The sequence below is a fragment of the Vibrio mimicus CAIM 602 genome (genome assembly GCF_000338875.1).
Taxonomy (GTDB): domain Bacteria; phylum Pseudomonadota; class Gammaproteobacteria; order Enterobacterales; family Vibrionaceae; genus Vibrio; species Vibrio mimicus.
Window position 1 is genome coordinate 105,258 of sequence record NZ_AOMO01000016.1, and the last position, 24,912, is coordinate 130,169.

A 24,912-nucleotide genomic window follows, 5' to 3' on the forward strand; every position below is an offset into this window, starting at 1 on the left:
GCCATGACGAATGCCCTGAATCACTGTTTAATTTCAAACGAATCCTGAGTGAAAGGCTAAGAAATCATCATAAATTTGAAGCATCGCACAAACTCTCTTAGACCTATTTTATGTAGGCTTATTTTCACTCTCGAAACGATAAACCCTTTATTAACTGAGTAAATCGCGATTCATTTGTTTAAATTGTGTTAATAATTTACTTAAAATCCAACCGGGAGTAATAAGTTTATTACGTATTATTGAGCACCTTTTCGAGAACCACCTAAGCACATTGGGCTCTCTGGAATCTCCTGGTTCTTCTGTTGCCACTCTTCACGAGTATAGGTATGAATTGCCAAAGCGTGGATATGGTTGGCCAATTCATCAGCCAAGGTTTGATTAACCAAACGATGACGTGCTACAAGGCGTAAACCATCAAAATGATCGCTCACAATCGTAACTTTAAAGTGGCTCTCAGAGCCTCTTGGTACGTTGTGCATATCACTTTCATTGATCACTTTTAGAAACTCGGGTTGTAGCTCGTCGCGCAGTTTCATTTCAATAACATCTTGAATCATATTGCTTTCCTTATTGAACACCTTGGTGTCGACAACATGACAAATTGAGAATAGACCATAGGGTGCTCTAGCGTGTGGTTAAAAATGCAAAAACCTAGGTTTTAGTTTGCTGTTTTATCGCCATCTGAGACAATGCGCCGTCAATTTACTAGAAACACGAGCAATATGAAAACTGAGCTTACCTTGCTTGAGCAAACGCTCACTCTTCATCGATTCCCCAAACGCAATAATGAAACCCTGCAAGCTTGGGATGCCGGCGATGAGTACCTCATCCAACATGTTGAAGAACTCGGTCTACCTCAAGATAGCCACATCGTAGTGATCAATGATCACTTTGGTGCATTGAGTTGTTGGTTTGCGAAACAACATCGAGTCAGCATGATGAGTGACTCTTATATTGCCCATCAAGCCACTCAAACCAATTTGCAGCACAATCAACTCCCGGCGGTGAATCTACTCACCACTCTGGATGAGATCCCTGCCGATGCCGATGTGGTGTTATTGCAGCTACCGAAAAGCAATCGCCATTTAATTTGGATCCTCAGCCAACTACGCAAAGCCCTTCCAGCTAGTACGCCGATTATTGCGGTAAACAAAGCGAAGGAGATCCACACTTCTACGCTGAATCTATTTGAAAAATACTTAGGCGCAACCACAACATCATTAGCTTGGAAAAAGCACCGTTTGGTGTTCAGTTCAGCCACTGCGAACCCAATTCCTGAAGTGAGCAAAGATTGTCACTGGAGCGTTGAGCCTCATGCTATCACTCTGACTAACTTAGCGAATGTCTATTCAGGCGAAAGTTTAGATCTGGGTGCCAGATTTATGTTAGAGCATTTGCCAGCTGATCCAGCTCTAGAGGATTTTATTGATTTGGGTTGTGGCAATGGCGTGCTATCCGTTCGACTCGGGCAATTGAACCCTCAGGCTAAGATCACTTGTGTTGACGAAAGCTTTATGGCGACAGCTTCTGCGCAGCAGAATCTCCTCGACAATCTTGGTGAACGAGACATACAGTGCATCACTAATAACTGTCTGGACGGTTTCCCAGCACAAAGCAGTTCCATGGTTGTGTGTAATCCCCCTTTCCATCAACAACAGACTATTACGGATCACATCGCTTGGCAGATGTTCTGTGACTCAAAGCATGTTCTGAGAAAAGGCGGGAAATTATGGGTGATCGGCAATCGCCACCTCGGCTACGATGTAAAACTGGCAAGATTGTTTGGCAAAAGCCAAGTTAGAGTGATCGCCAACAACAGTAAATTTGTTATCTTACAAGCTATTAAATCTTGAGCCTTGCGGCTGTGTGCACAATAAAACGAAAGGAATTAACCATGAAAAAACTGGTTCTTGCGGCTTCAATCGCTTTACTTACCGCTTGTTCTGCCCCTCAGCAGACCCAAATCAACGTTACACCTCAAGCAACGCTGAGCCAAAACGCGATTGTGAAAAACAGCAGCTTTTCTCTCGTGAGTAAAGATGTTCGCTCAGCTCAGTATGTCGCTTTGGTTGATAGCGGCCGCAACAACATTGAGCCTATTCATCCGCGCCAAAATGTACGTATCACCTTAGAGAATGCGTTGTCTGAGCAGTTAACCTCACAAGGTTTTCGTATCAGCGTGAACAGCGAAAACTCAGTCACGCTTGAAATCCAAGAGCTGTTGGTATCGGTTAAGCACTCTATGGTCGAGAACGAAATGGATGGCAGCGTAACACTGGAAGTCACAGCAGAAACGCCTAGAGGCAAGCTAGTTAAGAGCTATACTGGCACCGCAAAACGTACCGGTATGCTTAGCGCCTCCAATGATGAAATCGAAACTGTGCTCAATGACATGATCAACATGGTTTTGAAAGAGATTGCTAACGATAGCGAGCTACAAACTTATATGCAGGAGCGTTTTAATGGCTAAGTCATGGCTATGGGCTGCCACAGCACTGCTCAGCAGTTGTGTTTGGGCAGGGCCTAAATTAGCGGTAGAAACAACGCTCGGTAACTTCACCATTGAACTTAACCAAGAAAAAGCCCCCGTTTCTGTGGCTAATTTCTTACGTTATGTGGATGATGGTAGCTACGTGGGTAGCCAATTTCATCGGGTAATCCCGGGCTTTATGGCACAAGGCGGTGGTTTTGATACAAACCTCAACCAACTGCCAACCTACGCGCCAATTGAAAACGAAGCGAGTAATGGTCTTCGCAACAATACCGCGACGATTGCCATGGCACGTACTCAAAACCCGAACTCGGCGACTCGTCAGTTTTACATCAATCTGGTCGATAATGACTTCCTAGACTACGCAGCCAAGCCGCCGGGCTATGCGGTTTTCGGTCAGGTCGTAGAAGGATTTGATGTGATTGAGAAAATGGCTCTGCAACCGACCAAAACTCAAGGCCGGATGCAAAACGTGCCAGTCACTCCAATCGTGATCAATAAAGTCACTCGTCTACCTTAAAGTTCTTCTCCGCACTCCCACTTCAGGGAGTGCGGCAATCATTACAAACACAATCACAAAGGACTCGTTATGGTTCATGAACCCCGGTCCCATTCTTGGATAGAACTTATCCAAAGTTATTTTGATCGACGCTTGCTATGGGTATTCATGTTGGGATGTGCTAGTGGCTTCCCATGGGTACTGATTGGTTCCAATATGACTGGCTGGCTAAAAGATGCAGGGCTCAGTCGCGCAGCTATTGGCTATTTTGGTAGTGTGTTTGCGGTGTACGCTATTAACTTTCTGTGGGCTCCTCTTGTCGACAGGCTAAAGCTACCTATTTTGCATCGCCTTTTAGGGCAACGTCGAAGCTGGATCTTTTTCTGCCAGCTCATCGTTTTAGGATGTACCTTACTGATTGCGGGCGTTAACCCAGCGAACAACCTCATGCTGACTTCCATGTTAGCTCTGGGTATTGCTATTGCCTCCGCAACGCAAGATGTCGCGATTGATGCCTTCCGGATTGATACTTTTCCAAAAACCGAATCCACCAAATTGCCACAAGCATCTGCCATGGCCGTTGTAGGTTGGTGGACTGGGTATTCCCTCCCCGGCTATTTCGCTTTCGTGAATGCCGATAGCATGGGCTGGAACGGGGTTTACTACATTATGGCTGCCATTGTAGGCCTGCTAATGGTGTTTACCCTGCTAGTCGGTGAACCGCAGACACGCCGCGATCAATTACAACAACAGGCAGAAGCTCGCCACCAGCAAGTCGTGGGGAATAAGCTACTCAGTTGGCTCAGCGTAACGATACTGGAACCCTTTATCGACTTTTTCCGTCGCAATGGTTTCCGAGTCGCCCTTACGCTACTGCTATTCGTATTCCTGTTTAAAATTGGTGAAGCCTTCTTAGGACGCATGTCGATTGCGTTTTATAAGGAAGTCGGCTTTAGCAATGAACAGATTGGCTATTACTCCAAGCTACTCGGTTGGGGTATCACCATTCTGTTTACGCTGCTAGGCAGTCTGGTTAACGTGAAATTTGGCATTGTGCGAGGCCTGATGATTGGTGGTGTCTCTATGGCAGCCAGCAATTTGATGTTTGCATGGATAGCGAAAGTTGGCCCTAGCGAAACACTGTTTTTAGCCACACTCGTGGTGGATAACTTTACTTCGGCCTTTTCGACCGTCGCTTTTGTTTCCTTCTTAACATTGATGACTGGGCAGGCATTCTCTGCAACGCAATATGCCCTGCTCGCCTCCTTAGGTAACTTAGGCAGAACTACGATAGCCTCATTCAGTGGAGAGCTGGCGGATTACCTCAACGACTGGTCACTGTTCTTTATTCTGACAGCGGTAATGGTAGTGCCGAGTTTGTTGATGCTTTATTCACTGCGACATGACTTCACTAGGATGCTGGACAAAGCCAGAAATCATAAAGAAGATCTGCCGCAAGAGGATAAGATCGTCAGATAGGCGCACAGTAGCCACCAAAAACATCAAGGGAGCCTAATCGCTCCCTTGTTCATGTTCTGCATTCAACATGTTATGGATAAAGCCCTTTACCAAAGAGGTTAAAGATCCGCGCGACTCCTTGTGTAAAGAGCATGGGTTCAGTCAATACCGTTAGGCAAAGGCAATCTTGATCTTGAGGGGTACTCGGAGAGTGGCAAACCTTTCCATCGTGTTGAATAAAATCGCCTACATCATAATGACCATTTTCGTCAGTGAATCCACCATGCAGCACTAAAGTTGATTCAAAACCTTTGTGAGTGTGCTCTGGAATGGCGACTCCTTGGCAAATGTACATTAAATTCATCCGCACATTCTCTTCCGACTGCAAAGGTAAGCTGAACACTTTACCGCCATAGCTGCGCCATTGCTGTTCGGGTTTAACCAAACATGCCAACACTTTAGGAATCGCGATTTGCTTGCCATTAACGTTAACTTGCACCGCACTGCACTTCATTTTTGTCACGGTAGCGGGTTGCTGAGGTAACTCCACAATGGCATCAAACATGGTTTGCCAATCGGAATCTGCAGATAAAGAGAGTGCCGATGCTGCTTCTTGATGAAGCACCTCACCCAATTCAGCTTCAATTTCATGCACCGTATCACGACAATGCGGGCAAATTTCCAGATGAGCGGCAACAGCCAAACCATGCGAAGAATCAAGGCCGCCTTCTGCGTAAGCCGTAAGTAAAGCATAATCAGGGTGATAACTCATAAGGACTCCGCATCCATTGATAATCTTAACTTTTCGACCGCGAGTCGAAGGCGAGATTTGACCGTTCCAAGAGGAATATCCAGCATCTCAGCCACATCCTGCTGCGGTATATCTTCTAAGTACACAGCCTTAATAACTTGCTGCTGTGCTTTGGGCAGTTGGTCGAGAAACTTCATCACCTGCTCTTTAAGCAGATCTTGCTCTGGAGCGTACTGTTCCACCAGATCGGGAGGGCAAAAGTCTTCAGGCCAGATGTCATCCGCAAGCACGTAGGCATCACGACCTTTTTGGCGACGTAGCAAGTCATAACTCAGGTTACGCGCTATGGTATAAATCCATGTTGCTAACGAGCTTTTCTGACCATCAAACAAACTGGCTTTTTGCCAGACCGTCGCCATGGTTTCTTGTACCAACTCAAGCGCAACTTGTTCACTTCCCACATGCTTCATGACAAATTGCTTCAATTTCGGCGAGTAGTAGCTAAAAACCAGAGCAAACGCCTGTTTATCCTTACTTTTTACTTTTTCCATGCAATCCAGCCAATCTTGGCGGCCGAATGTATGAGGCGATGGATTAAACATATCAACTCATCCTTAATGACTTAGGTTGACACCCTCAACAAGTCAGTACGTCAGTGTTAGCACTTTGGATCAATGGCAACAAGCAAATTTACGTATCTAGCCGCGACTCAATAGTACGCAGCAAGAAAGAGAGTGCAGCATGATGATCTCGTTGCCCTACTAACACGTCAAACTGCGCATTAGTTAAGGGTAGCAGCTCAAGCCAGCGTTGACAGACCCAACTGGCATCATCAAAAAAGCACAAACTGTGTAACTCACCAATTTGCGGAAACTGTTGATACACTTCCTGTAATTGCTCACCCAAGAAGCGTTCCCGCTCCAGCAACTCATGACTTGGCCAATCGGGCAACCATTGCACTGTGGCAATACGTAATCCGTCATACTCAACCCGAACTTTGAGAATTTCAAAGCGGCGCATCCCAACCACGGTGATCCCCAACAAACCGTCACTTAAAGTTTCAAAATCAACGATTTTGACTAAAGTCCCAAATTCAGACAATTCACTTGCATTTTTATTCAACTCACTCTCAAACAAGCACAGACCAAATCCACGTCCCGTTTTACTGCATTGGGCCACCATACGCTGATAGCGCGGCTCAAAAATACGTAGCTTCATTTTCCCTTCTGGGAGCACGACGGAGCTAAGCGGAAACAGCATTATCTCTTCCATTACTCACTCCTTTTCATAGATTCACTTAGGTATACGAAAAGAGGGTATTCGCCGATCACTCACTAAATTTGTTGGTTTATCGATCTCTACATAAGTTTGTTGGAGGTATTAGATTAAGGATTAAGATCACAATAAAAATGCAATTTCATGAAATCAAAAATAAGTTCAAACATATTTAACAGAGATGTGATTTTAGTCACTCGACACTGCTAATTTTGCACTCCTTATCACTTTTAATTGCGATTTTTATCGCTATTATTCCCGCCAGTTGAACAAGCTGCAGTTAAGCGGCCGCCATACACAACACACTTAAAGAGAGTTCCCCTTATGCGTAAATCACTTCTTGCTTTGAGCCTATTAGCAGCAACTTCAGCCCCAGTTATGGCCGCTGACTACTCAGATGGCGATATCCATAAAAACGATTACAAGTGGATGCAATTTAACCTGATGGGTGCATTCGATGAACTTCCAGGCAAATCATCTCATGATTACCTAGAAATGGAATTTGGTGGTCGTTCTGGCATCTTTGATCTGTATGGCTACGTTGATGTATTCAACCTAGCAACTAACAAGAGCAGCGACAAAGTTGGCGATCCAAAAATCTTCATGAAGTTTGCTCCACGTATGTCTCTGGATGCACTGACTGGCGTTGATATGTCTTTCGGTCCAGTACAAGAAGTGTACGTTGCATCTCTATTCGAATGGGATGGTACAGATTTTGACACTAACGCATTTTCTGTAAACAACCAAAAAATCGGTCTAGGTTCTGATGTAATGGTTCCATGGTTAGGCAAAATTGGCCTGAACCTATACGGTACTTATGATGGCAACCGCAAAGATTGGAACGGTTTCCAAATCTCTACTAACTGGTTCAAACCTTTCTACTTCTTCGAGAACGGTTCATTCATCTCTTACCAAGGTTACATTGATTACCAATTTGGTATGAAAGATGAGTACTCAACAGCAAGCAACGGCGGCGCTATGTTTAACGGTATCTACTGGCACTCAGATCGCTTCGCTGTGGGTTACGGCCTGAAAGGCTACAAAGATGTTTACGGTATCAAAGATTCTGATGGCTTCAAGTCAACTGGCTTTGGTCATTACGTAGCAGTAACTTACAAGTTCTAATTGTAGAATACTGCACGCTCCTTCCTAAACAGGAAAAGAGCCTGAACAGCAAAAATGGCGCGACTTCGCGCCATTTTTTATTGCTTTCAAAGCTCTCGCCGCTATCCTTGGCGCATTACGTTTACTGCTGGGGAATAGAGATGAACATTGTTGTGCTTGGTCCGGGTGCGGTCGGTTCTCTGTGGGCATTGCATCTGCATCGTGCAGGTCATCAAGTGGCATTATGGAGCCGTCAATCTCAGCCCACGTTAGAGCTACAGCTAGACAATGGCGAGCAGGTGCTGTTCAGCAATCAAAGTGTAGAGACTCTAGCCAACGCCGATTTACTGCTGATCACTGTCAAAGCCTGGCAAGTGGAAGCGGCATTGTTGCCTCTGCTACCTCATCTGAATCGCGATACCATTTTGCTATTTATGCACAACGGTATGGGCGCAGTCGAAGCAATAAGCGAATCTTTGGCTGGCTTTCCTGTATTGCTTGCCACCACAACCCACGGCGCGCTAAAAACCACCGTCAACCAAGTTCGCCATACGGGATTCGGCCAAACCCAAGTGGGGCATTTTAATGCCCTCGGTGCACGTTGTGATTTTATCGCAGACGTTTTTAATCACGCACTCGCGCCAGTGACATGGAATCCAGACATCCAACACGCTCTGTGGCATAAACTGGCGGTGAATTGCGCGATTAATCCGCTCACGGCGATTCATCAATGCTCAAACGGTGCATTAGATGCACCTGAATTTGCGCCGATCATCACCGCTATTTTAGATGAGGTTACAGCCGTTATGCGGGCAGAAGCGGTGAACTGTGATGAAACCGCACTGCGTGATTTGGTTTATCAAGTTATCCGAGCGACTGCGGCTAATCGCTCCTCGATGCATCAAGATATTTTCCACCAACGGCCAACCGAGATAGACTTTATTACAGGTTATGTGGTGCGCAAGGGTGAACAACATGGTATTGCGACTCCGGCAAATAGCCAGTTATATCATCAAATCAAAACCTTAGAGCAGAGTTGGAGAAAGGCATGAGCAAACGAATTCTAGTCCCCGTTGCCAACGGCAGCGAGGAAATGGAGAGTGTCATTATTGTTGATACTTTGGTGCGGGCTGGCTTTCAAGTCACTATGGCGGCTGTCGGCGAAGATTTGCAAGTACAAGGCTCGCGCGGTGTATTGCTGACAGCACAGCAAACACTGGATGCCCTCTCTGCAGAAGATTTTGATGCGCTGGTTTTGCCCGGCGGAGTGGGTGGTGCACAAGCCTTTGCCAGTAGTGAATACCTACTCACTTTACTGGATGCCTTCCAGCAACAAGGCAAGTTGGTTGCGGCGATTTGCGCCACGCCAGCACTGGTTTTCGCCAAACAGCAGAAATTTGTCGGCGCACGCATGACTTGTCACCCCAACTTTTTTGACCATATTCCCTCAGAACGTCTGAGTCGTCAGCGCGTCTGTTACTATGCCACGCAACATTTGCTCACCAGCCAAGGGCCGGGCACAGCGCTGGAGTTTGCTCTGACTATCATTGCTCTGCTCGCTGGCGCAGAATTGGCTCAACAAGTCGCGGCTCCAATGGCGCTTCACCCTCAACAACTGACTGAACTTTCAGGTTTTATTGATGCTCAATCTTGATGCAATCCGTGCGCAATTTCCGGCGCTGCAACAAACCGTCAACGGCAACCCACTGATCTATCTCGACAGTGCTGCCACTACGCAAAAACCGCAATGTGTGATTGATGCCATCAGCCACTACTACAGCCAGCACAATGCCAATGTGCATCGCGGTAGCCACAGTTTGACGGCGCAAGCCACCAGCCAATTTGAAGCAGCGCGTGAACAAGTCGCGCAGTTTATAGGTGCGCCGAGCAGCAAAAACATTATCTGGACGCGTGGCGCCACCGAAGCACTCAACCTCATCGCGCAAAGTTATGCCCGCAGCACATTGCAAGCTGGCGATGAAATTTTGGTGAGTGAAACCGAACACCACGCCAACATAGTGCCGTGGCAAATGGTCGCTGAGCAAACGGGCGCGAAAGTGGTCAAAATCCCGATGACAGCAACGGGTGAATTTGGTCTTGAAGCCTTTCAGAAAATGCTGTCACCGCGCTGCAAGATCGTGGCTCTAGCTCACGTCACTAATGTCACGGGAACTCGTCAGCCGATTGAAACGGTGATCCAAGCCGCGCATCAACAAGGTGCGATTGTGGTGGTGGATGGTGCACAAGGCGTAGTCCATGAAACCGTGGATGTTCGCACTCTGGATGCAGATTTCTATGTTTTTTCCGGCCATAAGCTGTATGCGCCAGCGGGCATTGGTGTGCTGTATGGCAAAACGGAGCTTTTAGAAACCATGCCACCTTGGCATGGCGGCGGCAAGATGGTCGAAAAAGTCTCGTTTGATGGTACTACGTTTGCTGGCCTACCTGGCAAATTTGAAGCTGGCACACCAAATGTGGCAGGTGCTGTTGCCCTTGCTACAGCGATTACTTGGTATCAGAATCTTGGGCGTGAAGCCGTTGAAGCACACTTACACCAACTGCAACAGCAGGCTTACCAAGCGATCTCGCAAATCGATGAAATTCGCGTGCTCGGTTATCAACCCAAGGCCAGTGTACTGAGCTTAGTGATGGATGGTGTCCATCATCAAGATCTCGCCACCTTGCTTGATCAACAAGGAATTGCCGTTCGTGCCGGTCACCACTGTGCTCATCCTTTGATGGATGCGTTTGGCGTAAAAGGGACGGTGCGAATTTCTTTCGGAGTGTACAACACCGCAGAAGAGGTGGAACGCTTGATCGCCGCCATCCATAAAGCGGTCGATTTGCTGTAAACATCGGCAGCCCATATAGCAAAAGAGCCTCATGACTATGAGGCTCTTTTGATTGGAAAAAGTATGTCGTTAGTTATGTGCCTTGCCCTGAATCGTCGCGACAATCGCTTGCAAGCCATTACCGCGTGATGGGCTTAAATGCGCCAGCAAACCAAGCTGGGCAAAATAGTCATCCATAGAAAACGCGCTAATTTCTGCAGAAGTTTTGCCATTCAGCGCAGCCAGCACAATCGCAATCAAACCGCGTACAATCCGTGCATCGGAATCCGCGCAGAAAAACCACTGCTCACCTTGCTGCTCTGCCACTAGCCACACTTCGCTTTCACAGCCTGAGACAAGAACTTGCTCACTTTTCAGCACTTCTGGCATCACAGGCAGCAGCTTACCCCATTGAATGATTTGGCGATAACGGTCTTCCCAACCGTGCAGAGTTTGCATGGTCTCTAAGATGGTTTGTGCATTAATTTCATCACCAAAGGGATGAGCTGGAAATTGACTCATCATGCCCTTACGCCTTCACTTTATGCTTTTGAATCAGTTTATCGACTATACGCGCCACCGCGACAAAACCAAAAGTAGCGGTCACTACCGTAGCTGCACCAAATCCGCTGGCGCAATCCATACGTTTTGGCCCTTCCGCGGTTGATTTGGTGGCGCATACCGAGCCATCCGCTTGTGGGTATTTGAGTTGCTCGGTCGAGAACACACAATCAATACCAAATTTACGCGCTGGATTGGTTGGGAAGTTGTGGTGCTGACGCAGACGATCTTTGAGCTTTTTCGCCAGTGGGTCTTGAATCGTCTTGGTTAAATCCGCAACAGTAATTTGAGTGGGATCGGTTTGTCCACCCGCACCACCTACAGTGATCACTTTGATTTTATTGCTGCGACAATACGCGAGCAGAGAAGCTTTGGCTTTCAAGCTATCAATCGCATCTAACACGTAATCAAACGATTTGCTGAGATAAAGATGCTGATTATCCGGCGTGATGAAATCATCCACCAAATTGACTTTGCACTCTGGATTGATGAGCTTAACCCGCTCCGCCATCACTTCGATTTTGCTTTTGCCAATCGTGCCAGCCATGGCATGGATTTGACGGTTGATGTTAGTGACACACACATCATCCATATCGATAAGGGTCAACTCGCCAATGCCAGTTCGAGCCAGAGCTTCAACGGCCCATGAACCCACACCACCAATCCCAATCACACACACGTGCGCGGCACGTAAAATGTCGACTTCGTTATAACCATACAGACGGCGCGTACCACCAAAACGTTGGTTGTAACTGTCGGAGGCAGGAGTATCGAGTTCACGCATAACCACATTTCCACTCTAGCTGAAAAATAAAGAGTGCGATTTATACGCACTCTTCACAAGAATGTCCAGTTTGCCACCCACTCAATAGCGGCAAAACTATTTTTGTTTTTCCGGCGGCAATGCCCACGGTGCTTGGGTGGGCGAATTTTCTAACCCGAGCTTCCACACACGACCAAAGTGCTTATAGTGCCCCGCCTCTAACCCAGCACGTGGTCCTATGCCGTGGTACAAGTCGAGATGGTTTTGTTTTACCGCACCACCCGTATCGAGCACGATCAACAAACGCAGTTGATGTGCACCAGACCAAGAACCGTCCGCATTCAGTAGTGGCACTTCAGCCAAAATAGGCGTACCCATTGGGAAAATCGAACGATCACCCGCAACCGATGCCATCGGCAATAACTGAATCCCTGCACTTCCGGTGACGGGAGCGGCTGCACGTGGTTTGAAGAATACAAAAGAAGGGTTCTGCTCAAGCAGTTCACGTACCGTTTCTTCATCGTTAGCAAGCACCCAATCTTTGATCGCTTTGAGCGACATTTTCTCACGCTCAACCAAACCGCGCTCAATCAGCACTTTACCAATGCTGACGTAAGCCTTGTTATTTTTACCGGCGTAAGCGAAGTATTCCAAAGTATCGTCATCACCAAAATGCACAAAACCACTGCCCTGCACTTCCATGATAAACGGATCAATCAAGTTGGCTGCATAACCCAATTCCAAGCCTTTACCTTCCAGCGCGCCTTGATAAATCTCACTGCGGGTTGGGCAGTCTTTATTGCACTTTGGCAATCCATAAACAGGGTATTTGAATTCACTATCTGGCTGATGTCTCAGTTCCATAACAGGCGAAAAATAGCCAGTGAACAGCACATTGCCTTGCTTATCACCGCCACCCAACTGAGCGGCTTGAATACCAAATTGAGCCAGTGTTGCAGGGTCGCCACTTTGTAGTACCCACTCATTCAACTGCTCATACAGAGGCTGATAAAGTTTAGCCAACGAAGCTGAGCCTTGTACCACCAAGTCACTTTGTTTGCTGAATTCGGTATAGTCACGTGGCTTATTCGATTCAACCACATCGGCACGGTTGAGAATTTGCGGGAAAGTTTGCTGTTGATATTGCTGAGCGCGATCCGTGGGTTGAGCACAACCAAATAACAGCGCCAAGCTGACAAGAGAAAGAAGACGTTTACTCACAAAAGAGATCCATGGTTTGAGTTTGCCAAGAGGATGACAAACTCAACGTAACAGTGCAATTGAGGTTTTGTTAATAACGGTTATTTTTTACGTTTTCTGACAATTGGTAGACAGCTTGATAATTTGATGATGAATGTTGCTTCATGATTTTCTTCTCTAACTGGATGTCGAATTCATACTTCTGGTCATTAACCATAAATTCCAGCAGATTCCCATTGTACTCAAAGTGAGTAGTTACCAACCTTCCATTCATTACCACGCCTTGTGAGCTGATCGTTATCTTCTGTGCGGTGTATGGGGCAACATTTTGTTCTATCCACAAACCATACAGCTCCGATTTCGGAAACCACTGATCCTGCAATCGTCCAAAAATATTGCTGTACAGCATAAAAACGTAAACCGTACCCAATAGAGCAATTAACAGCAGTAAGCGCTCTTTACTTAAGCCGACATTTTTTCGGCTCGCTTGATGTTTTGCTTTCACCATGTTGGCTCATCTCGACAACTCAGCCATTACGACTCATCACAGTTCACGGTTTTGTCATGCCGCTGTTTTGCATCCGTTCTAATCTGCATGAACAGGATTTGAAATGGGTTGATTTCTCATCCGGTCATATAAAAAACCGCTTGCTCAAAAAAGAATAAAAAGTCATTATTTGCGCATATTTAAACACCAAGGATGTTCAGCCGTGAAAATTCGCAGTACTGCTCTCGTCAAAGGATTTCGCCAGTCAGCGCCCTACGTTAACGCCCACCGTGGAAAAACCATGGTCGTCATGCTGGGAGGAGAAGCAATTGCCGATAAAAACTTCCCCAACATCATTAGCGATATCGCTTTGCTGCACAGCCTTGGCGTAAAAATCGTACTGGTGCACGGCGCTCGTCCACAAATCAATCAAATCCTTGAGAGAAATCAGCGAGATACGCCTTACCATAAAGGGGTTCGGATTACTGACGAATCTTCACTCGGTTTAGTAATGCAAGCCGCAGGACAACTGCAACACGCGATCACCGCGCGTCTTTCTATGAGTCTGAACAATACGCCGATGGCCGGCACTCAGCTCAACGTGGTCAGTGGCAATTTCATCATCTCTCAACCACTAGGTATAGATGATGGTGTCGATTACTGCCACAGCGGACGCATTCGCCGGATTGATGTAGAAGGCATCAACCGCATGTTGGATTTAGGTTCGATTGTTCTGCTTGGCCCGATTGCCAGCTCTGTCACAGGTGAGTGTTTCAATCTACTTTCCGAAGAAGTGGCTACGCAGGTTGCGATTAAACTTAAAGCCGACAAGCTGATAGGGTTTTGCCCGCAACAAGGGATCATCGATGCCAAAGGCAACGCGATTGCCGAACTCTTCCCGAGCGATGTTGAACGCCTCGTCAAAAGCATGGAGCAAGAGTGCGCACCAGATGATGAAGAATGCTTCAGCACCATGCGTTTTTTACGTGCCGCTTTGAAAGCATGCCGTGCGGGGGTACCGCGCAGCCACTTGGTCAGTTACAAAGAAGATGGTGCGTTGATCCAAGAACTCTTTTCATTTGATGGTATTGGCACCCAGATCGTGATGGCCAGTGCAGAGCAGATCCGCGAAGCTACGATTGATGATATCGGCGGTATTTTTGATTTGATTCGCCCACTGGAAGAGCAAGGCATTCTGGTACGTCGCTCTCGTGAGCAACTGGAGCAAGAGATCCACAAGTTCACCATTATCGACAAAGATGGTTTAGTGATTGGTTGCTCGGCACTCTACCCTTACCCAGAGGAACGGATGGCAGAGATGGCTTGTGTGGCCATTCATCCTGAATATCGTGACGGTCACCGCGGTCTGCATTTATTGGTACACACTAAGCATCAAGCGAAGCAGATGGGCATTCGTCACCTATTTGTGCTTACTACTCACAGCACGCACTGGTTCCGCGAACAAGGCTTTATTGAAGCGGATGTGGAAGCGCTGCCAATGGCCAAAAAGAGCCTATATAACTACCAACGCCGCTCAAAAATTTTGATGTTGCAGCTTTAAATTCAAAGGCTTGATACACATGTGAAAAGAAGTGAAAAAAAGATGCAAGTTGTTGCATCTTTTTTGTGCGATTTTCGCTTTTATTTTGTGATAGAGATCGGTAGAATGCGCGCGTTTTGATTAAATGTTGTTCAATAATATTGTCAGGATTTGACGCTTGAGACCTTTCTCAATTTACGCATGGATTGCTTTTACTACTAAGTTCATCAGTATCTAAGAGCAAATCGTCTATGAAAACCGTTATATGTAACTCTCTACAAAGCTTCTGGGATATGGCTGATGCTGATTTTCTCTCCGGAGTCGATGTGCACTGTGTATTCCCTGCCAGTGACAATCTAAAAACGTTCCTACTTCAATCTTGTGAACGTTACCGGATCCGCAGCATCACTTTTACTAAAGCTTTTGCGAACGCCTAATGCCGTACCGCCATGGATTGGCGGAGCATTTACTGCTCCAACCTTGCCACTAAACCACTTGCCCTTTGCGTTTTCACTTTAATTGCCCGCTGCAATACCTTGTTATCGCAATACAATTTGAGCTGTTTTTTCGCCCTAGTAATGCCGGTGTAAACTAGCTCACGAGTCAAAATCGGGCTGTAATCCGGCGGTAAAATCAGCAAAGTTAAATCAAATTCACTGCCTTGCGATTTATGTATGGTCATGGCATACGCCGTTTCATGTTGCGGCACTCGGCTCGGTAACACGGCTTTGATGCTGCCATCCGGCAACTCAAAATAGACTTTCAGTCTCCCCTGTTCATCTTCGCGATCGCGCATACACAAGCCAATATCGCCATTGTATAACCCTAGACCATGATCGTTGCGCGTGACCATGATCGGCCGTCCGTGATACCAGATCTCTTCTTGGGTTTTAATCAGCTTATGAGCATTCAACGCCCGTTCAATACGAGTGTTCAGCCCCATTACCCCAAAATCGCCTTCACGCAGCGCACAGAGCAATCGGCAGCGACTGAACGCATCAAGTGCTGATTTGGCAAGTGTGAGCATGGTTTGCTTTGTCGACTCAAATTGCTCAGTCGATTGATTGAGCAAATTCAGATAAGGACGATAAGCCTGCACTAAGGTTTGCAGCAGTTGCTGATAATGCTCGCCACTAAGGGCAAAATGTTCAATATCGCTGAACGATTGCTGCCACACAGTTTCAACGCGCGCCGGAGATCCACTGTTGATCGCTTTTGCCAGTTGACCAATGCCAGAGCGCGCATCAAAACGGTAGCTTTTTTGCAGCATACATAAGCAATCCGCCACCGGATTCACCGCTTTACTGGCAGTTTGGCGCAAAGAGGCAAACCCCGTCAGTTCAGCCAACTGCGTGCCCTGCTCATTGCCGTAACCTTGGTTCAGGAAGGTACAAATATCACCGAGCACCGCCCCCGCTTCCACCGAAGCCAATTGATCTTTATCGCCAAGCAAAATCAACCGAGCGTGCTTGGGCAGCGCTTCGACCAGTTTCACCATCAAAGGCAAATCAACCATGGACGCTTCATCGACCACCAACAGATCAAGATGGAGTGGATTACGTGCGTGATGACGAAACTCAGCGCTGCCCGGAATCGCGCCAAGCAAACGGTGAATCGTGCTGGAAGTGCTCGGGATCGCCGCAGCGATCTCAGGCTCTATCGCCAGCTGACTCACCGCTTTACCCATCGATTCGGTTAACCGTGCCGCGGCTTTGCCGGTTGGGGCAATCAATTTGATCTCTGGCACTTTACCTTGCGCCATACTTTGACTAATCAGTGCCGCCAAAAGCTTGGTGACTGTGGTGGTTTTGCCGGTTCCCGGCCCACCGGAAATCACCGCAAAACGGCGGGTGAGCGCGACGGCTGCCGCCACTTTTTGCCAGTTTAAGCAGTGAGTAAGCGGAATAAGCTGCTCTAAAGGTTGCAAATCCGCGGCGCGCTGCGCTTTTTCGACCACGGCTTCAATCGCAGGCCAATCCAGCGCATCCGACTCCACCACATCCAATCGATCATTCAGCAGTTGAATCCGCTCGACCGAACTTAGCGGCTTTTGCTGTAGTGCCTGCCACAAGCCTAAATAGTCGCGGGCAAATAAGGTATTCAGGCGTTCACGCAAGTTAGCCAGTTCAACAGGGCTTAAACGTTGGGGTGCAGCTAATTCAGTCAATCGTGCCGCCAGTTGCTTTTCATAATGCCAGTAGCGATGCAGATAGAGCCTTGCGCCATCAAACATTAACGGCACCGCTTCACCTTGTTGCCCCACCAACGGCGAAGCTTGCAGTAAGGCTTGCCAGTCTACCGCTAACCAACGCTCACAGTGCTGCAAACTCGCTTCGCCATAAAGGCCAATCAGCGCCGCCAGATCGCAGCGATTACCGTGTGCATCCCACAGTGGCAAACAGATGTGTCCACGCCCAAGTTCTGCACTGAGCGCCGCGCTCAGTACACTCAACAGCTCACTTTCTGCAGCGTTGTGCCCTGCCAATGCGGCTTGTTTACCAATAAAGCGGGCAAACTGCACATCCAAAGGACGCAGCGCGCCTTGTGCCGGCAGACGTTTCGCTACTTCACTATCCCAAAACATCATAAATCAAGCTCCATCTGCCCAGCTTTACCCGCTCTTTGTGCCAGCTCGCGCCCTGCAATCAATCCATCCAACTCATCTAACAAGGCCAAGCTTGGCTTGGTGTGGAACACGCCTTGATCGGTGCGCCCATCCATCCCGCGTAAAAAGAGATAAAACACGCCGCCGAAATGCTGCTCGTAGTCGTAATGGGCTAAACGGCTGCGCAAAAAGCGATGCAGCGCTAACGCGTAAATTTGGTATTGCAGATCGTAGCGGTGATCGGCCATCGCACTGCCCAAACGCTGTGGATGATACGCCGCTGGATCGTCACCTAAATGGTTGGATTTCCAGTCCAGCACGTAATAGCGCCCCTGATATTGAAACACCAGATCGATAAAACCTTTGAGCATGCCTTGCACCGAGTGAAAACCGAGATCACCCGCGTGTGCCGAGAGCGGATCATGGCGCTGGGTAATGCGATTCAGGGTTGGCGCATCCAACACTTCGATTGGCAGTAAAAACTCCAACTCGGTCAGACGCTGGGCGGCCATAATCTGTTGTAAGCGCAGCGCTTTACCATCCAGTGGCGTGCTCAATACGGTGTCGACCAAGTGTTGCAACACCGGCAGCCACTCAGTTTCAATCTGCTCACTTTCCATCAAATCAAGGATGATTTTAGTATTGGGTTCACTGTGTGCCGATTGCTGGAAATCCACCTCTTCAAACAGCGAATGCAAGAAAGTGCCGGGGCGTGCACCACGCGGGAAATTGAAAATCGAGCGCTCGACAGATTCCAGCGCCGCTCCATCACGCTCTTGCGCACTATCAAGATCAAAACCGCCCACTTCAAGCAAGGGGATGTCTTGCAAAGGATCATGGCGAGCATGACTCGATTGCATCACCAAGCCTGAGTAACTGGTCACTCGCCAGCGGCGATCAATCGCTTGGCTTAACTCACGGGCAGTCAGCTCTCGCTCGTCCAATTGGGGTGGCTGATACGCTTGCTCAAAACGCTTCGGTGGTGGGCATTGCGCGACATCTGGCAAGTTTTCACACTGTTTGAGCAGAGCTTGCTGCAGATCCGCAATACCGCCCTCTTGACCATCTTGCAGCAGGAAACCGATCGCACTGCGATGCGCCGAGGTCGGCTCTTGGCTCGAATTGCCGTTACGCAGCGGTGCAATGCCGATAAAACAGCCATACACAGCGCGAGTGAGCGCCACATACAGCAAGCGTAAATCTTCTGCCAAACGTTCTTGATCGGCTTTGGCTAACGCCTCTTCATTGCCGGTTAAATCGACCCAAGTAGTGGCCGATTCAGCATCGTAATATTTGCCTTCGCTGCTCTCGCGATAGCTCATCACAAACGGCAAAAATACCAGCGGGTACTCAAGCCCTTTTGATTTGTGAATGGTGACGATCTGCACCAAACGCCGCTCAGATTCGAGGCGCTGGATCTGCTCATCACTGCCACCGAGCCCTTGCGCAGCATCCGCCATCGCCTGAGTCAGAAAACGCAGTAAGCCCTGATCGCTATCGATCTCACGTGTCGCTTGCTGCAAGAGTTCGCTGATGTGCAGATAGTCGGTGAGCCAGCGCTCGCCTTCACTTTCCGCCAGCCAACGCTCGGCAATGTGGCGCTGAGTTAACACCGCGCGCAGCATCGGTAGTACGCCGCGCTCACTCCACAAGCGGCGATATTGACGAAATTCGGCAATCAACTGTTCCCATTCGTTTTCATCGTTATTCAGCGCATCCAGCTCGCTGGCGGTTAACGCAAACAGATTCGAGGCGATGGCCGCACGGAGCAAGCGTTCATCTTCTGGCTGCCACACGGCGAGCAGCAAGCGTTCAATATCTTGTGCCACATCGCTGGCAAACACGCTGTCACGGTTGGAAAGATACACACTGGCTATGCCCTGCTGACTGAGCGCATCACGCACCATGCGCGCTTCATTACCGGTGCGCACCAGCACCGCCAGATCGCCCGCTTCAATCGCCTCGCCGCGATGAAAGAATGCCGCGCCAGAGGCCGAAGCAGTCAAAACATGCTGAATTTGCGCCGCACACGCCTCGGCCATTTGCGCGTAGTAATCGGTTTTGCTTTGTGGTTTATCAAGATCTTCCGGCCACCAATAGGTCAAGGCTGGTTGTACTTGCCCCTCCAGTGACCAATGGCGTTTATCAGCACCAGGGCTTGCTGCAACAGGCTGAAAGGGAATGTCATTACTGTAAATAAACGGATGAGTCGCAGAGCTGAACACTTGGTTCACGGCCGCCACCATCGCCGCGCTGGAGCGCCAGTTCGTGCCCAAGGTGTAGTGAGCGCTCACCTGATTGCGCGCTTTGATGTAAGTGAAAATATCGGCGCCACGGAAGGCGTAAATCGCCTGTTTCGGGTCGCCGATCATGAGCAATCCACACTGCGGATGATCAAGATACAGCCGACTAAAAATGCTGTACTGCAGCGGATCGGTATCTTGGAATTCGTCAATCATCGCCACCGGATACAGCGTGCGAATCCGCTCGCCCAATAGCCCTTGCTCATCATTATCCAGCGCAGCGCTGAGTTGAGTGAGTAAGTCATCAAACGAGAGCCAATGATGGGTGGATTTGGCTTTCGCCAACCAGTGACGACAGTGATGAATCGCATGCACCAAAAGCGGTGTTTTGAGTGACACAGTCTCAGCAAGAAATGCTTCTATTCGTTCAAACAGCGCTAATTGTGGCGGATTGCCTTTCTTTGATTTGGCAAGCAACCCGCTTTGGGTGAACTCTTCAAGCTCTGACGGCACGTGCAGATCGTGCGTTTCACTTTGCGCCCAAGTATCCAGAATCGGTAAGCGGCGCAGCAGCGCATTTTGGCTATTTTTGTGCAGGTCAGAGCCAGTTACGGCAGGCTCAATCTCCTCTCGCTCCGCTAACCAGTGCTGCTTAATCTCGGAAATGCGCGCTATCTGTGCTTGTTGCAGCGCGGCCAAATCCCCTTCCATTAAAGGTGTGGTCAGTTTGACTGGCGGCCCAGAAAGATAACCGGCAATCTCAGCCAACAGCGCAGAGGGCGCCGGCCATAAGCGGCGCACTTCGCTCGCGAGGGCAATGGGCAAAGGATAGAACTGTCTGCGCCAATAATCGGCCACCACTTGGGCTTTGAGGCGACTTTCATCAGTGACGAATTCATTTTCAAAGCGACTGCCCGATTCAAACGCATTTTGCGTCAGCATGCGTTGGCAAAAACCGTGGATGGTGAAAATGGCCGCTTCATCCATCTGTCGCTCGGCACTCAGCAACAAAGAGACGGCTAAGTTGTGATCGGTAAATTCAGCCAGCAGCGAGCGAAGCAGTGGATCGTCACTTGCACCGCGGGCAAAGGCGAGGCGCGCATCGTGCAAGCGGCGACGAATACGGTCACGCAGCTCAGCGGTGGCCGCTTCGGTAAAAGTCACCACCAGAATTTGATCAACGCTTAGCGGATGCGCGTGGCGAGTTTCCACGCAGCCATGCCCAAGCACCAGACGCAAATAGAGTCCGGCAATGGTGTAGGTTTTTCCGGTGCCTGCCGAAGCTTCAATCAGCCGCGCTCCATGCAAGGGAAAGCGCAACGTATCGAGCGTAACAGCGAGCTTATTTGAATCGGCACTCATCAGCCTTAATCCTTCTATCTACAGAGATGTGATACAAGACGAATATTTCTCTGCATTAAACTAAAAACCGTGATTGAGTATGGGCTTATGGGATCCACTTCACGGCACAAGCCAAGGCAGCGCTTTACACTGCGCGCACGTTAACAAATTCATTTGTTACACAAGAATTTAGGTCCCTCTGACCTGTGGCCGTACAGCGAACGCCCTACACCAATAATGATTTTCTGGCGGCCACCTACTTCCCACGCTTCTCTCATTTCCAATCCATTCATGGTTAGGCCTGTTCGGCATCTTGCACTTGTAAACGCGGTGTTTGCAGCACTGTGATGGCCAATTGGCGCAGCGTTTTTGCCAGTTCATCACTCCACTGCGGCCAAATACGCGCGATGTAGCGATTACCGCCTTCACCCTTGATGTAAAAGCTATCGTTGAAGGTGTCCGCCATTTTCTTGTAGGACTTCTCTTCATCTTCCTGCCATTTGCCACGGGAAAATCCGGCCTCAACGCAAACCAACGCCGTTTTCGGGAAATAAGCCAAAGGCTGGTTCATGCCTTGGCAAAACAGCGCCACCAGTTCACTCAGTAGCGCCTTGGCTTGCTGCGCGTCATTAAGTGGCGGCAGCATTTGGTGCTGCACTCCTTCTTTGCGTTCATAACCAATCAAATGGGTCGTGACGGCTTTGCCGCTCGCCGCCAAGCAGAGATGATCAATCCATGCGGCTAATAAATCTTCCGAGCGAATCGCGCCACTGCGCGCACGCACCAAGCCAGATTGATAACGCTTCACGAGCCAACCACGTAGTAAAACCTCTCGGCCATCGTCAAAGGGCTGTAAGCGTAGATCAATCTCTTCATCGTCCAGTGGTTGGTGACACAAAAAGCCAATTTTTTCCGCCAGCGCCAAAGCTTGTTGCGCACTTTGCGCCAATTCAAGATCGCCAAACGCCGCCACCGGCAACTTGCCTTGCGCTCGTTGCTGCTTAGCAAACTGCGCCACCACTTGGTCACGCTCTGCGCCATCGCGGCAAGCGAGCAGATTTTCCACCAACTCATCACGCAGCTGATACGCGCTCAATCCATCCAAAGCAAACGGCTCATCATCTTCCAGCACGGCAAGCGGCGGCTCAAAGCTCACTTTCAAACGGCGTTTGAAGAAATACTCCACTGGCAGACGCCAAAAACGTTGCAACTCGACCAGATCCAACTCCATCGGCCAACTCACTTCGAGCAGATAATCACTGAGTGGCGTGAGAAAATCGGCACTGCTCTGCCCTTGGCGACGAGCGGCAGGTAGCCATTCACGGGCAAAACTGCCAGCGATAAACGCCTGCGGGCTGAACGGCACCATAGGATACTGGGTGGTTAAGTGCTCAACCAAGCGACGTCCGGAGTCATCACTTTCTAGATTTTCATCGCCTGCCAAGCAGTAGTTCTGCTCGCAATATTCCAAAAGCTCGCTGACCAGCACTGAAGGCACGCGCTCGCTGTTATCTTGAATCGAGCGGCCTACATAGCTGATATACAGCTGTTCTTTGGCTGACAACAAGGCTTCGAGGAACAGGTAGCGCGACTCTTCACGCCGTGAACGGTCGCCAACTCGGCGCTGCACATTACGCAGGTCAAACCCTTCCACCATTTCATTGGGTGGATAAACCCCATCATTCATGCCGAGCAGACACACTCTGCGAAACGGGATCGAACGCATCGGCATCAGGGTACAGAAGTTCACTTGTCCCGCTAAAAAGCGTTGGCTAATCCGAGTTCCGGAGAGTTTATTGGTTAGCACTTGGCGAATGATGGCCGGCGAAATCGCTTGTTGGTAGCCCGCGTCGGCCAACTGCTGTTTTAGGTTCACCAAGCTATCGCGGATGGTTTTCAGCGCCAGCTCACCTTGTAAATCGACACTAAAACAGCGCTCCAACAGTTCGTTGAGCCAATAACGCCACTGTTCCATGCTTTGGGTTTGTGCAAGCTGGCTACGCAGCTCGCTGAGCGTTTGTACAAAGTGTGCGAGCTTACCCGCCAACTCAGCGCTCATACCTTGCACTTGGTTATAGGGTGCAAGCCACTGGCCGCCACCAAGCTCATACAACCCCGCTTCAGCCGGCATAGCGTAACCCAGTAACATACGTTCAATGCCAAACTGCCACGTATTTTGTTCACTGGCGGGCAGTTCAAACTCCGCACCCGTGTCGCTATTCAGCCCCCAACGAATGCCGGCTTCTTCGACCCAACATTTGGCAGTGGCAAACTCTTCTTCATCAATCGCAAACCTTGCCATAATCGCCGGGGTTTCAAGTAGCTCAAGCAGTTCTGACGCCAGACAACGCGATTGCGGCAGTGCTAACAACTGCAAGAAGGCGGTTAAAATCGGGCTTTCCTGATCAGCGCTGCGATCAGAAATCGAAAACGGAATAAAACGCTCACCGGGCGCGTTGCCAAACACCGCCTGAATGTAAGGTGCATAGGCGTTAATGTCCGGCACCATCACAATCACATCGCGCGGTTTTAGGCTGGGATCGCGCTCAAACTCAGCCAGCAGTCGGTCGTGCAGCACTTCCACTTCACGAATCGGGCTGTGACACAAGGCAATCTGCAGGGAATCATCCTGCTCGGCAATGCTGGGTTTATGGCCGCTGCTGGCAAACTTGGCATCGTCTTGATGCTCTTGCAGATGCAAAATATCCGCTTGGATGTGATGCAGCAGCGAGTCGCGTTGAATGTCAATAAACAGCTCTAATTCGGACTGATCGTTTTGTGCCAGAAGATAGAGATTATCGCGCCCCATTTTGCCCATCGAGGCCAGTAAGCTATTGCCCACCGCGTGACTCAGGTGCATCGACTCTTGCAGATAGTTTTCCACATCGCCTTTGAGCGGCGAGACTTCACTGCCGACGGTGACTTGCTCACCGTTAATGTGCAGCAGTTTGCGTTTTTGCGCTGCCACTCGCGCCAGATATTTACGGTCACGAATGTCGCCCCAATAGTGCTGACAAGGGTTGGTCAGCATCAGGTGCACGTCGATATGCTCACCCATCGCGCGCAGCGCATCAATATAACGGGGCGGCAGCGCGGAAATACCGAAGATGAACAACCGCTTAGGCCATGTGCTGCGATCAAAGTTGCCACTGGCCAACTGCTCAATAAAACGCTGATATAGGTTGGCACGGTGATAAATCGAATGTCCTTGCTCACGAGTGTAAGCATAGAGTTCACGCCACAAAATCGGCTGCCACGGGTGTTGGTCAGCGATTTCCGCCACTTCTTCACCCGCTTCCCAACTTAAAATCCAGTCGGGGCGATACACCAAGTAACCATCAAAAATATCAGCAATTTTTTCCGCTAATTGGAAGCGCTTAGAATCATCTTCATCGTCTTGTAAATAGCGTTGTAGCGGTTGGAATTCTTCACGGTCAAGCAGCTTTGGCAGTAGCTCCATCAAACGCCAGCTCATTGCTTCTTTATTGAATGCACTGCGCTGCGGCACATCAGGCAACACTTGAGTAAACATCTGCCAGATAAACGTTGCCGGTAGAGGAAACTCAAGGTTCGCCGCCACCCCTAATTCACTGGCCAGTGCCATTTTAAGCCACTGCGACATACCGGGGCTTTGCACTAAAATGCTCTCAGGAATAAAGGGATCGTCCAACGGTTCATTTTTGATTAAATGAACCAACAGGATCTTCAGCGTTTCAACTTGGTTGGAGTGGTAGACAGTAAACACAATGCACTCATGCTGCTC

21 protein-coding genes are annotated in these 24,912 nt (G+C 49.0%); 10 read left to right on the top strand and 11 right to left on the bottom strand.

What is annotated here, in order from left to right:
• Positions 1–236: 236 nt before the first annotated feature.
• The gene (locus D908_RS17025) at positions 237–557 is read right to left on the bottom strand and encodes a BolA family protein (RefSeq protein WP_000613861.1); all 321 of its coding nucleotides are present in this window, start codon (positions 555–557) and stop codon (positions 237–239) included.
• Positions 558–722: 165 nt separating this feature from the next.
• Between D908_RS17025 and D908_RS17020 the strand changes: the two genes are divergently transcribed.
• From D908_RS17020 to D908_RS17005, 4 genes are all read left to right on the top strand, one after another.
• Entirely contained in the window at positions 723–1,853 is a 1,131-nt protein-coding gene (locus D908_RS17020; RefSeq protein WP_005522433.1) for a methyltransferase, read from the top strand.
• 41 nt (positions 1,854–1,894) lie between these two features.
• Entirely contained in the window at positions 1,895–2,470 is a 576-nt protein-coding gene (locus D908_RS17015; protein WP_000737552.1) for a YajG family lipoprotein, read from the top strand.
• Positions 2,463–3,011, top strand: a complete 549-nt coding sequence (locus D908_RS17010) for a peptidylprolyl isomerase (RefSeq protein ID WP_005522436.1) — start codon at positions 2,463–2,465, stop codon at positions 3,009–3,011. The genes D908_RS17015 and D908_RS17010 overlap by 8 nt, the downstream gene beginning before the upstream one ends.
• A 69-nt stretch (positions 3,012–3,080) precedes the next feature.
• On the top strand, positions 3,081–4,469 hold the full coding sequence (locus tag D908_RS17005; RefSeq protein WP_005522439.1) for an AmpG family muropeptide MFS transporter: 1,389 nt from the start codon (positions 3,081–3,083) through the stop codon (positions 4,467–4,469).
• A 70-nt stretch (positions 4,470–4,539) separates the two neighbouring features.
• On the opposite strand, the gene D908_RS17000 is transcribed toward D908_RS17005, so the two are convergent.
• From D908_RS17000 to D908_RS16990, 3 genes are all read right to left on the bottom strand, one after another.
• Positions 4,540–5,220 carry a ChrR family anti-sigma-E factor gene (locus tag D908_RS17000; protein WP_000120271.1) on the bottom strand — a complete coding sequence of 227 codons (681 nt, stop codon included), beginning with the start codon at positions 5,218–5,220 and terminating at the stop codon, positions 4,540–4,542.
• Entirely contained in the window at positions 5,217–5,801 is a 585-nt protein-coding gene (locus D908_RS16995; RefSeq protein ID WP_000483031.1) for an RNA polymerase sigma factor, read from the bottom strand. The genes D908_RS17000 and D908_RS16995 overlap by 4 nt, the downstream gene beginning before the upstream one ends.
• 88 nt (positions 5,802–5,889) lie before the next feature.
• Positions 5,890–6,471, bottom strand: coding sequence for an LON peptidase substrate-binding domain-containing protein (locus D908_RS16990; RefSeq protein ID WP_005522442.1), 582 nt, complete (start codon positions 6,469–6,471; stop codon positions 5,890–5,892).
• 327 nt (positions 6,472–6,798) lie between these two features.
• Between D908_RS16990 and D908_RS16985 the strand changes: the two genes are divergently transcribed.
• The 4 genes from D908_RS16985 to csdA all read left to right on the top strand — a co-directional run bounded on the left by D908_RS16985 (position 6,799) and on the right by csdA (position 10,430).
• Entirely contained in the window at positions 6,799–7,599 is an 801-nt protein-coding gene (locus D908_RS16985) for a nucleoside-specific channel-forming Tsx family protein (RefSeq protein WP_001232276.1), read from the top strand.
• A gap of 140 nt (positions 7,600–7,739) precedes the next feature.
• On the top strand, positions 7,740–8,630 hold the full coding sequence (panE, locus tag D908_RS16980) for a 2-dehydropantoate 2-reductase (protein WP_005522445.1): 891 nt from the start codon (positions 7,740–7,742) through the stop codon (positions 8,628–8,630).
• A complete protein-coding gene (locus tag D908_RS16975) occupies positions 8,627–9,232 on the top strand; it encodes a DJ-1 family glyoxalase III (RefSeq protein WP_005522447.1) in 606 nt (201 codons plus the stop codon). The genes panE and D908_RS16975 overlap by 4 nt, the downstream gene beginning before the upstream one ends.
• Positions 9,219–10,430: a cysteine desulfurase CsdA gene (gene csdA, locus D908_RS16970; RefSeq protein ID WP_005522449.1), complete on the top strand. Its 1,212-nt coding sequence runs from the start codon at positions 9,219–9,221 to the stop codon at positions 10,428–10,430. Before D908_RS16975 ends, csdA begins: the two co-directional genes overlap by 14 nt.
• A gap of 69 nt (positions 10,431–10,499) precedes the next feature.
• On the opposite strand, the gene csdE is transcribed toward csdA, so the two are convergent.
• The 4 genes from csdE to D908_RS16950 form a co-directional block, all read right to left on the bottom strand.
• Positions 10,500–10,931: a cysteine desulfurase sulfur acceptor subunit CsdE gene (gene csdE / locus D908_RS16965; RefSeq protein ID WP_005522451.1), complete on the bottom strand. Its 432-nt coding sequence runs from the start codon at positions 10,929–10,931 to the stop codon at positions 10,500–10,502.
• Positions 10,932–10,938: 7 nt separating this feature from the next.
• A complete protein-coding gene (gene tcdA, locus D908_RS16960; RefSeq protein WP_005522453.1) occupies positions 10,939–11,754 on the bottom strand; it encodes a tRNA cyclic N6-threonylcarbamoyladenosine(37) synthase TcdA in 816 nt (271 codons plus the stop codon).
• 96 nt (positions 11,755–11,850) lie between these two features.
• Complete coding sequence (gene mltA, locus D908_RS16955) at positions 11,851–12,954, bottom strand: murein transglycosylase A (protein ID WP_005522455.1); 1,104 nt, start codon at positions 12,952–12,954, stop codon at positions 11,851–11,853.
• Between the two features lie 70 nt (positions 12,955–13,024).
• Complete coding sequence (locus D908_RS16950; protein WP_005522457.1) at positions 13,025–13,441, bottom strand: DUF2850 domain-containing protein; 417 nt, start codon at positions 13,439–13,441, stop codon at positions 13,025–13,027.
• A gap of 202 nt (positions 13,442–13,643) precedes the next feature.
• Here D908_RS16950 and argA point away from each other — a divergent pair, with 202 nt between their 5' ends.
• Entirely contained in the window at positions 13,644–14,981 is a 1,338-nt protein-coding gene (argA, locus tag D908_RS16945; protein WP_000702675.1) for an amino-acid N-acetyltransferase, read from the top strand.
• Positions 14,982–15,211: 230 nt separating this feature from the next.
• Positions 15,212–15,397 (top strand): hypothetical protein, encoded by a 186-nt coding sequence (locus D908_RS0118815; protein ID WP_032467499.1) that lies wholly within the window; start codon positions 15,212–15,214, stop codon positions 15,395–15,397.
• 29 nt (positions 15,398–15,426) lie between these two features.
• Here D908_RS0118815 and recD read toward each other — a convergent pair whose 3' ends face one another.
• The 3 genes from recD to recC form a co-directional block, all read right to left on the bottom strand.
• The gene (recD, locus tag D908_RS16940; RefSeq protein ID WP_005522459.1) at positions 15,427–17,547 is read right to left on the bottom strand and encodes an exodeoxyribonuclease V subunit alpha; all 2,121 of its coding nucleotides are present in this window, start codon (positions 17,545–17,547) and stop codon (positions 15,427–15,429) included.
• On the bottom strand, positions 17,544–21,170 hold the full coding sequence (recB, locus tag D908_RS16935; protein ID WP_005522461.1) for an exodeoxyribonuclease V subunit beta: 3,627 nt from the start codon (positions 21,168–21,170) through the stop codon (positions 17,544–17,546). Before recB ends, recD begins: the two co-directional genes overlap by 4 nt.
• A gap of 274 nt (positions 21,171–21,444) precedes the next feature.
• The gene (gene recC, locus D908_RS16930) at positions 21,445–24,894 is read right to left on the bottom strand and encodes an exodeoxyribonuclease V subunit gamma (protein ID WP_005522462.1); all 3,450 of its coding nucleotides are present in this window, start codon (positions 24,892–24,894) and stop codon (positions 21,445–21,447) included.
• Positions 24,895–24,912: the final 18 nt, after the last annotated feature.

Excerpts from the sequence above, each read along its gene's own strand:
- D908_RS17025 (WP_000613861.1), bottom strand. The coding sequence starts at position 557 with ATGATTCAAGATGTTATTGAAATGAAACTGCGCGACGAGCTACAACCC.
- D908_RS17020 (WP_005522433.1), top strand. The coding sequence starts at position 723 with ATGAAAACTGAGCTTACCTTGCTTGAGCAAACGCTCACTCTTCATCGA.
- D908_RS17015 (WP_000737552.1), top strand. The coding sequence starts at position 1,895 with ATGAAAAAACTGGTTCTTGCGGCTTCAATCGCTTTACTTACCGCTTGT.
- D908_RS17010 (WP_005522436.1), top strand. The coding sequence starts at position 2,463 with ATGGCTAAGTCATGGCTATGGGCTGCCACAGCACTGCTCAGCAGTTGT.
- D908_RS17005 (WP_005522439.1), top strand. The coding sequence starts at position 3,081 with ATGGTTCATGAACCCCGGTCCCATTCTTGGATAGAACTTATCCAAAGT.
- D908_RS17000 (WP_000120271.1), bottom strand. The coding sequence starts at position 5,220 with ATGAGTTATCACCCTGATTATGCTTTACTTACGGCTTACGCAGAAGGC.
- D908_RS16995 (WP_000483031.1), bottom strand. The coding sequence starts at position 5,801 with ATGTTTAATCCATCGCCTCATACATTCGGCCGCCAAGATTGGCTGGAT.
- D908_RS16990 (WP_005522442.1), bottom strand. The coding sequence starts at position 6,471 with ATGGAAGAGATAATGCTGTTTCCGCTTAGCTCCGTCGTGCTCCCAGAA.
- D908_RS16985 (WP_001232276.1), top strand. The coding sequence starts at position 6,799 with ATGCGTAAATCACTTCTTGCTTTGAGCCTATTAGCAGCAACTTCAGCC.
- panE (WP_005522445.1), top strand. The coding sequence starts at position 7,740 with ATGAACATTGTTGTGCTTGGTCCGGGTGCGGTCGGTTCTCTGTGGGCA.
- D908_RS16975 (WP_005522447.1), top strand. The coding sequence starts at position 8,627 with ATGAGCAAACGAATTCTAGTCCCCGTTGCCAACGGCAGCGAGGAAATG.
- csdA (WP_005522449.1), top strand. The coding sequence starts at position 9,219 with ATGCTCAATCTTGATGCAATCCGTGCGCAATTTCCGGCGCTGCAACAA.
- csdE (WP_005522451.1), bottom strand. The coding sequence starts at position 10,931 with ATGAGTCAATTTCCAGCTCATCCCTTTGGTGATGAAATTAATGCACAA.
- tcdA (WP_005522453.1), bottom strand. The coding sequence starts at position 11,754 with ATGCGTGAACTCGATACTCCTGCCTCCGACAGTTACAACCAACGTTTT.
- D908_RS16950 (WP_005522457.1), bottom strand. The coding sequence starts at position 13,441 with ATGGTGAAAGCAAAACATCAAGCGAGCCGAAAAAATGTCGGCTTAAGT.
- D908_RS0118815 (WP_032467499.1), top strand. The coding sequence starts at position 15,212 with ATGAAAACCGTTATATGTAACTCTCTACAAAGCTTCTGGGATATGGCT.
- recD (WP_005522459.1), bottom strand. The coding sequence starts at position 17,547 with ATGATGTTTTGGGATAGTGAAGTAGCGAAACGTCTGCCGGCACAAGGC.
- recB (WP_005522461.1), bottom strand. The coding sequence starts at position 21,170 with ATGAGTGCCGATTCAAATAAGCTCGCTGTTACGCTCGATACGTTGCGC.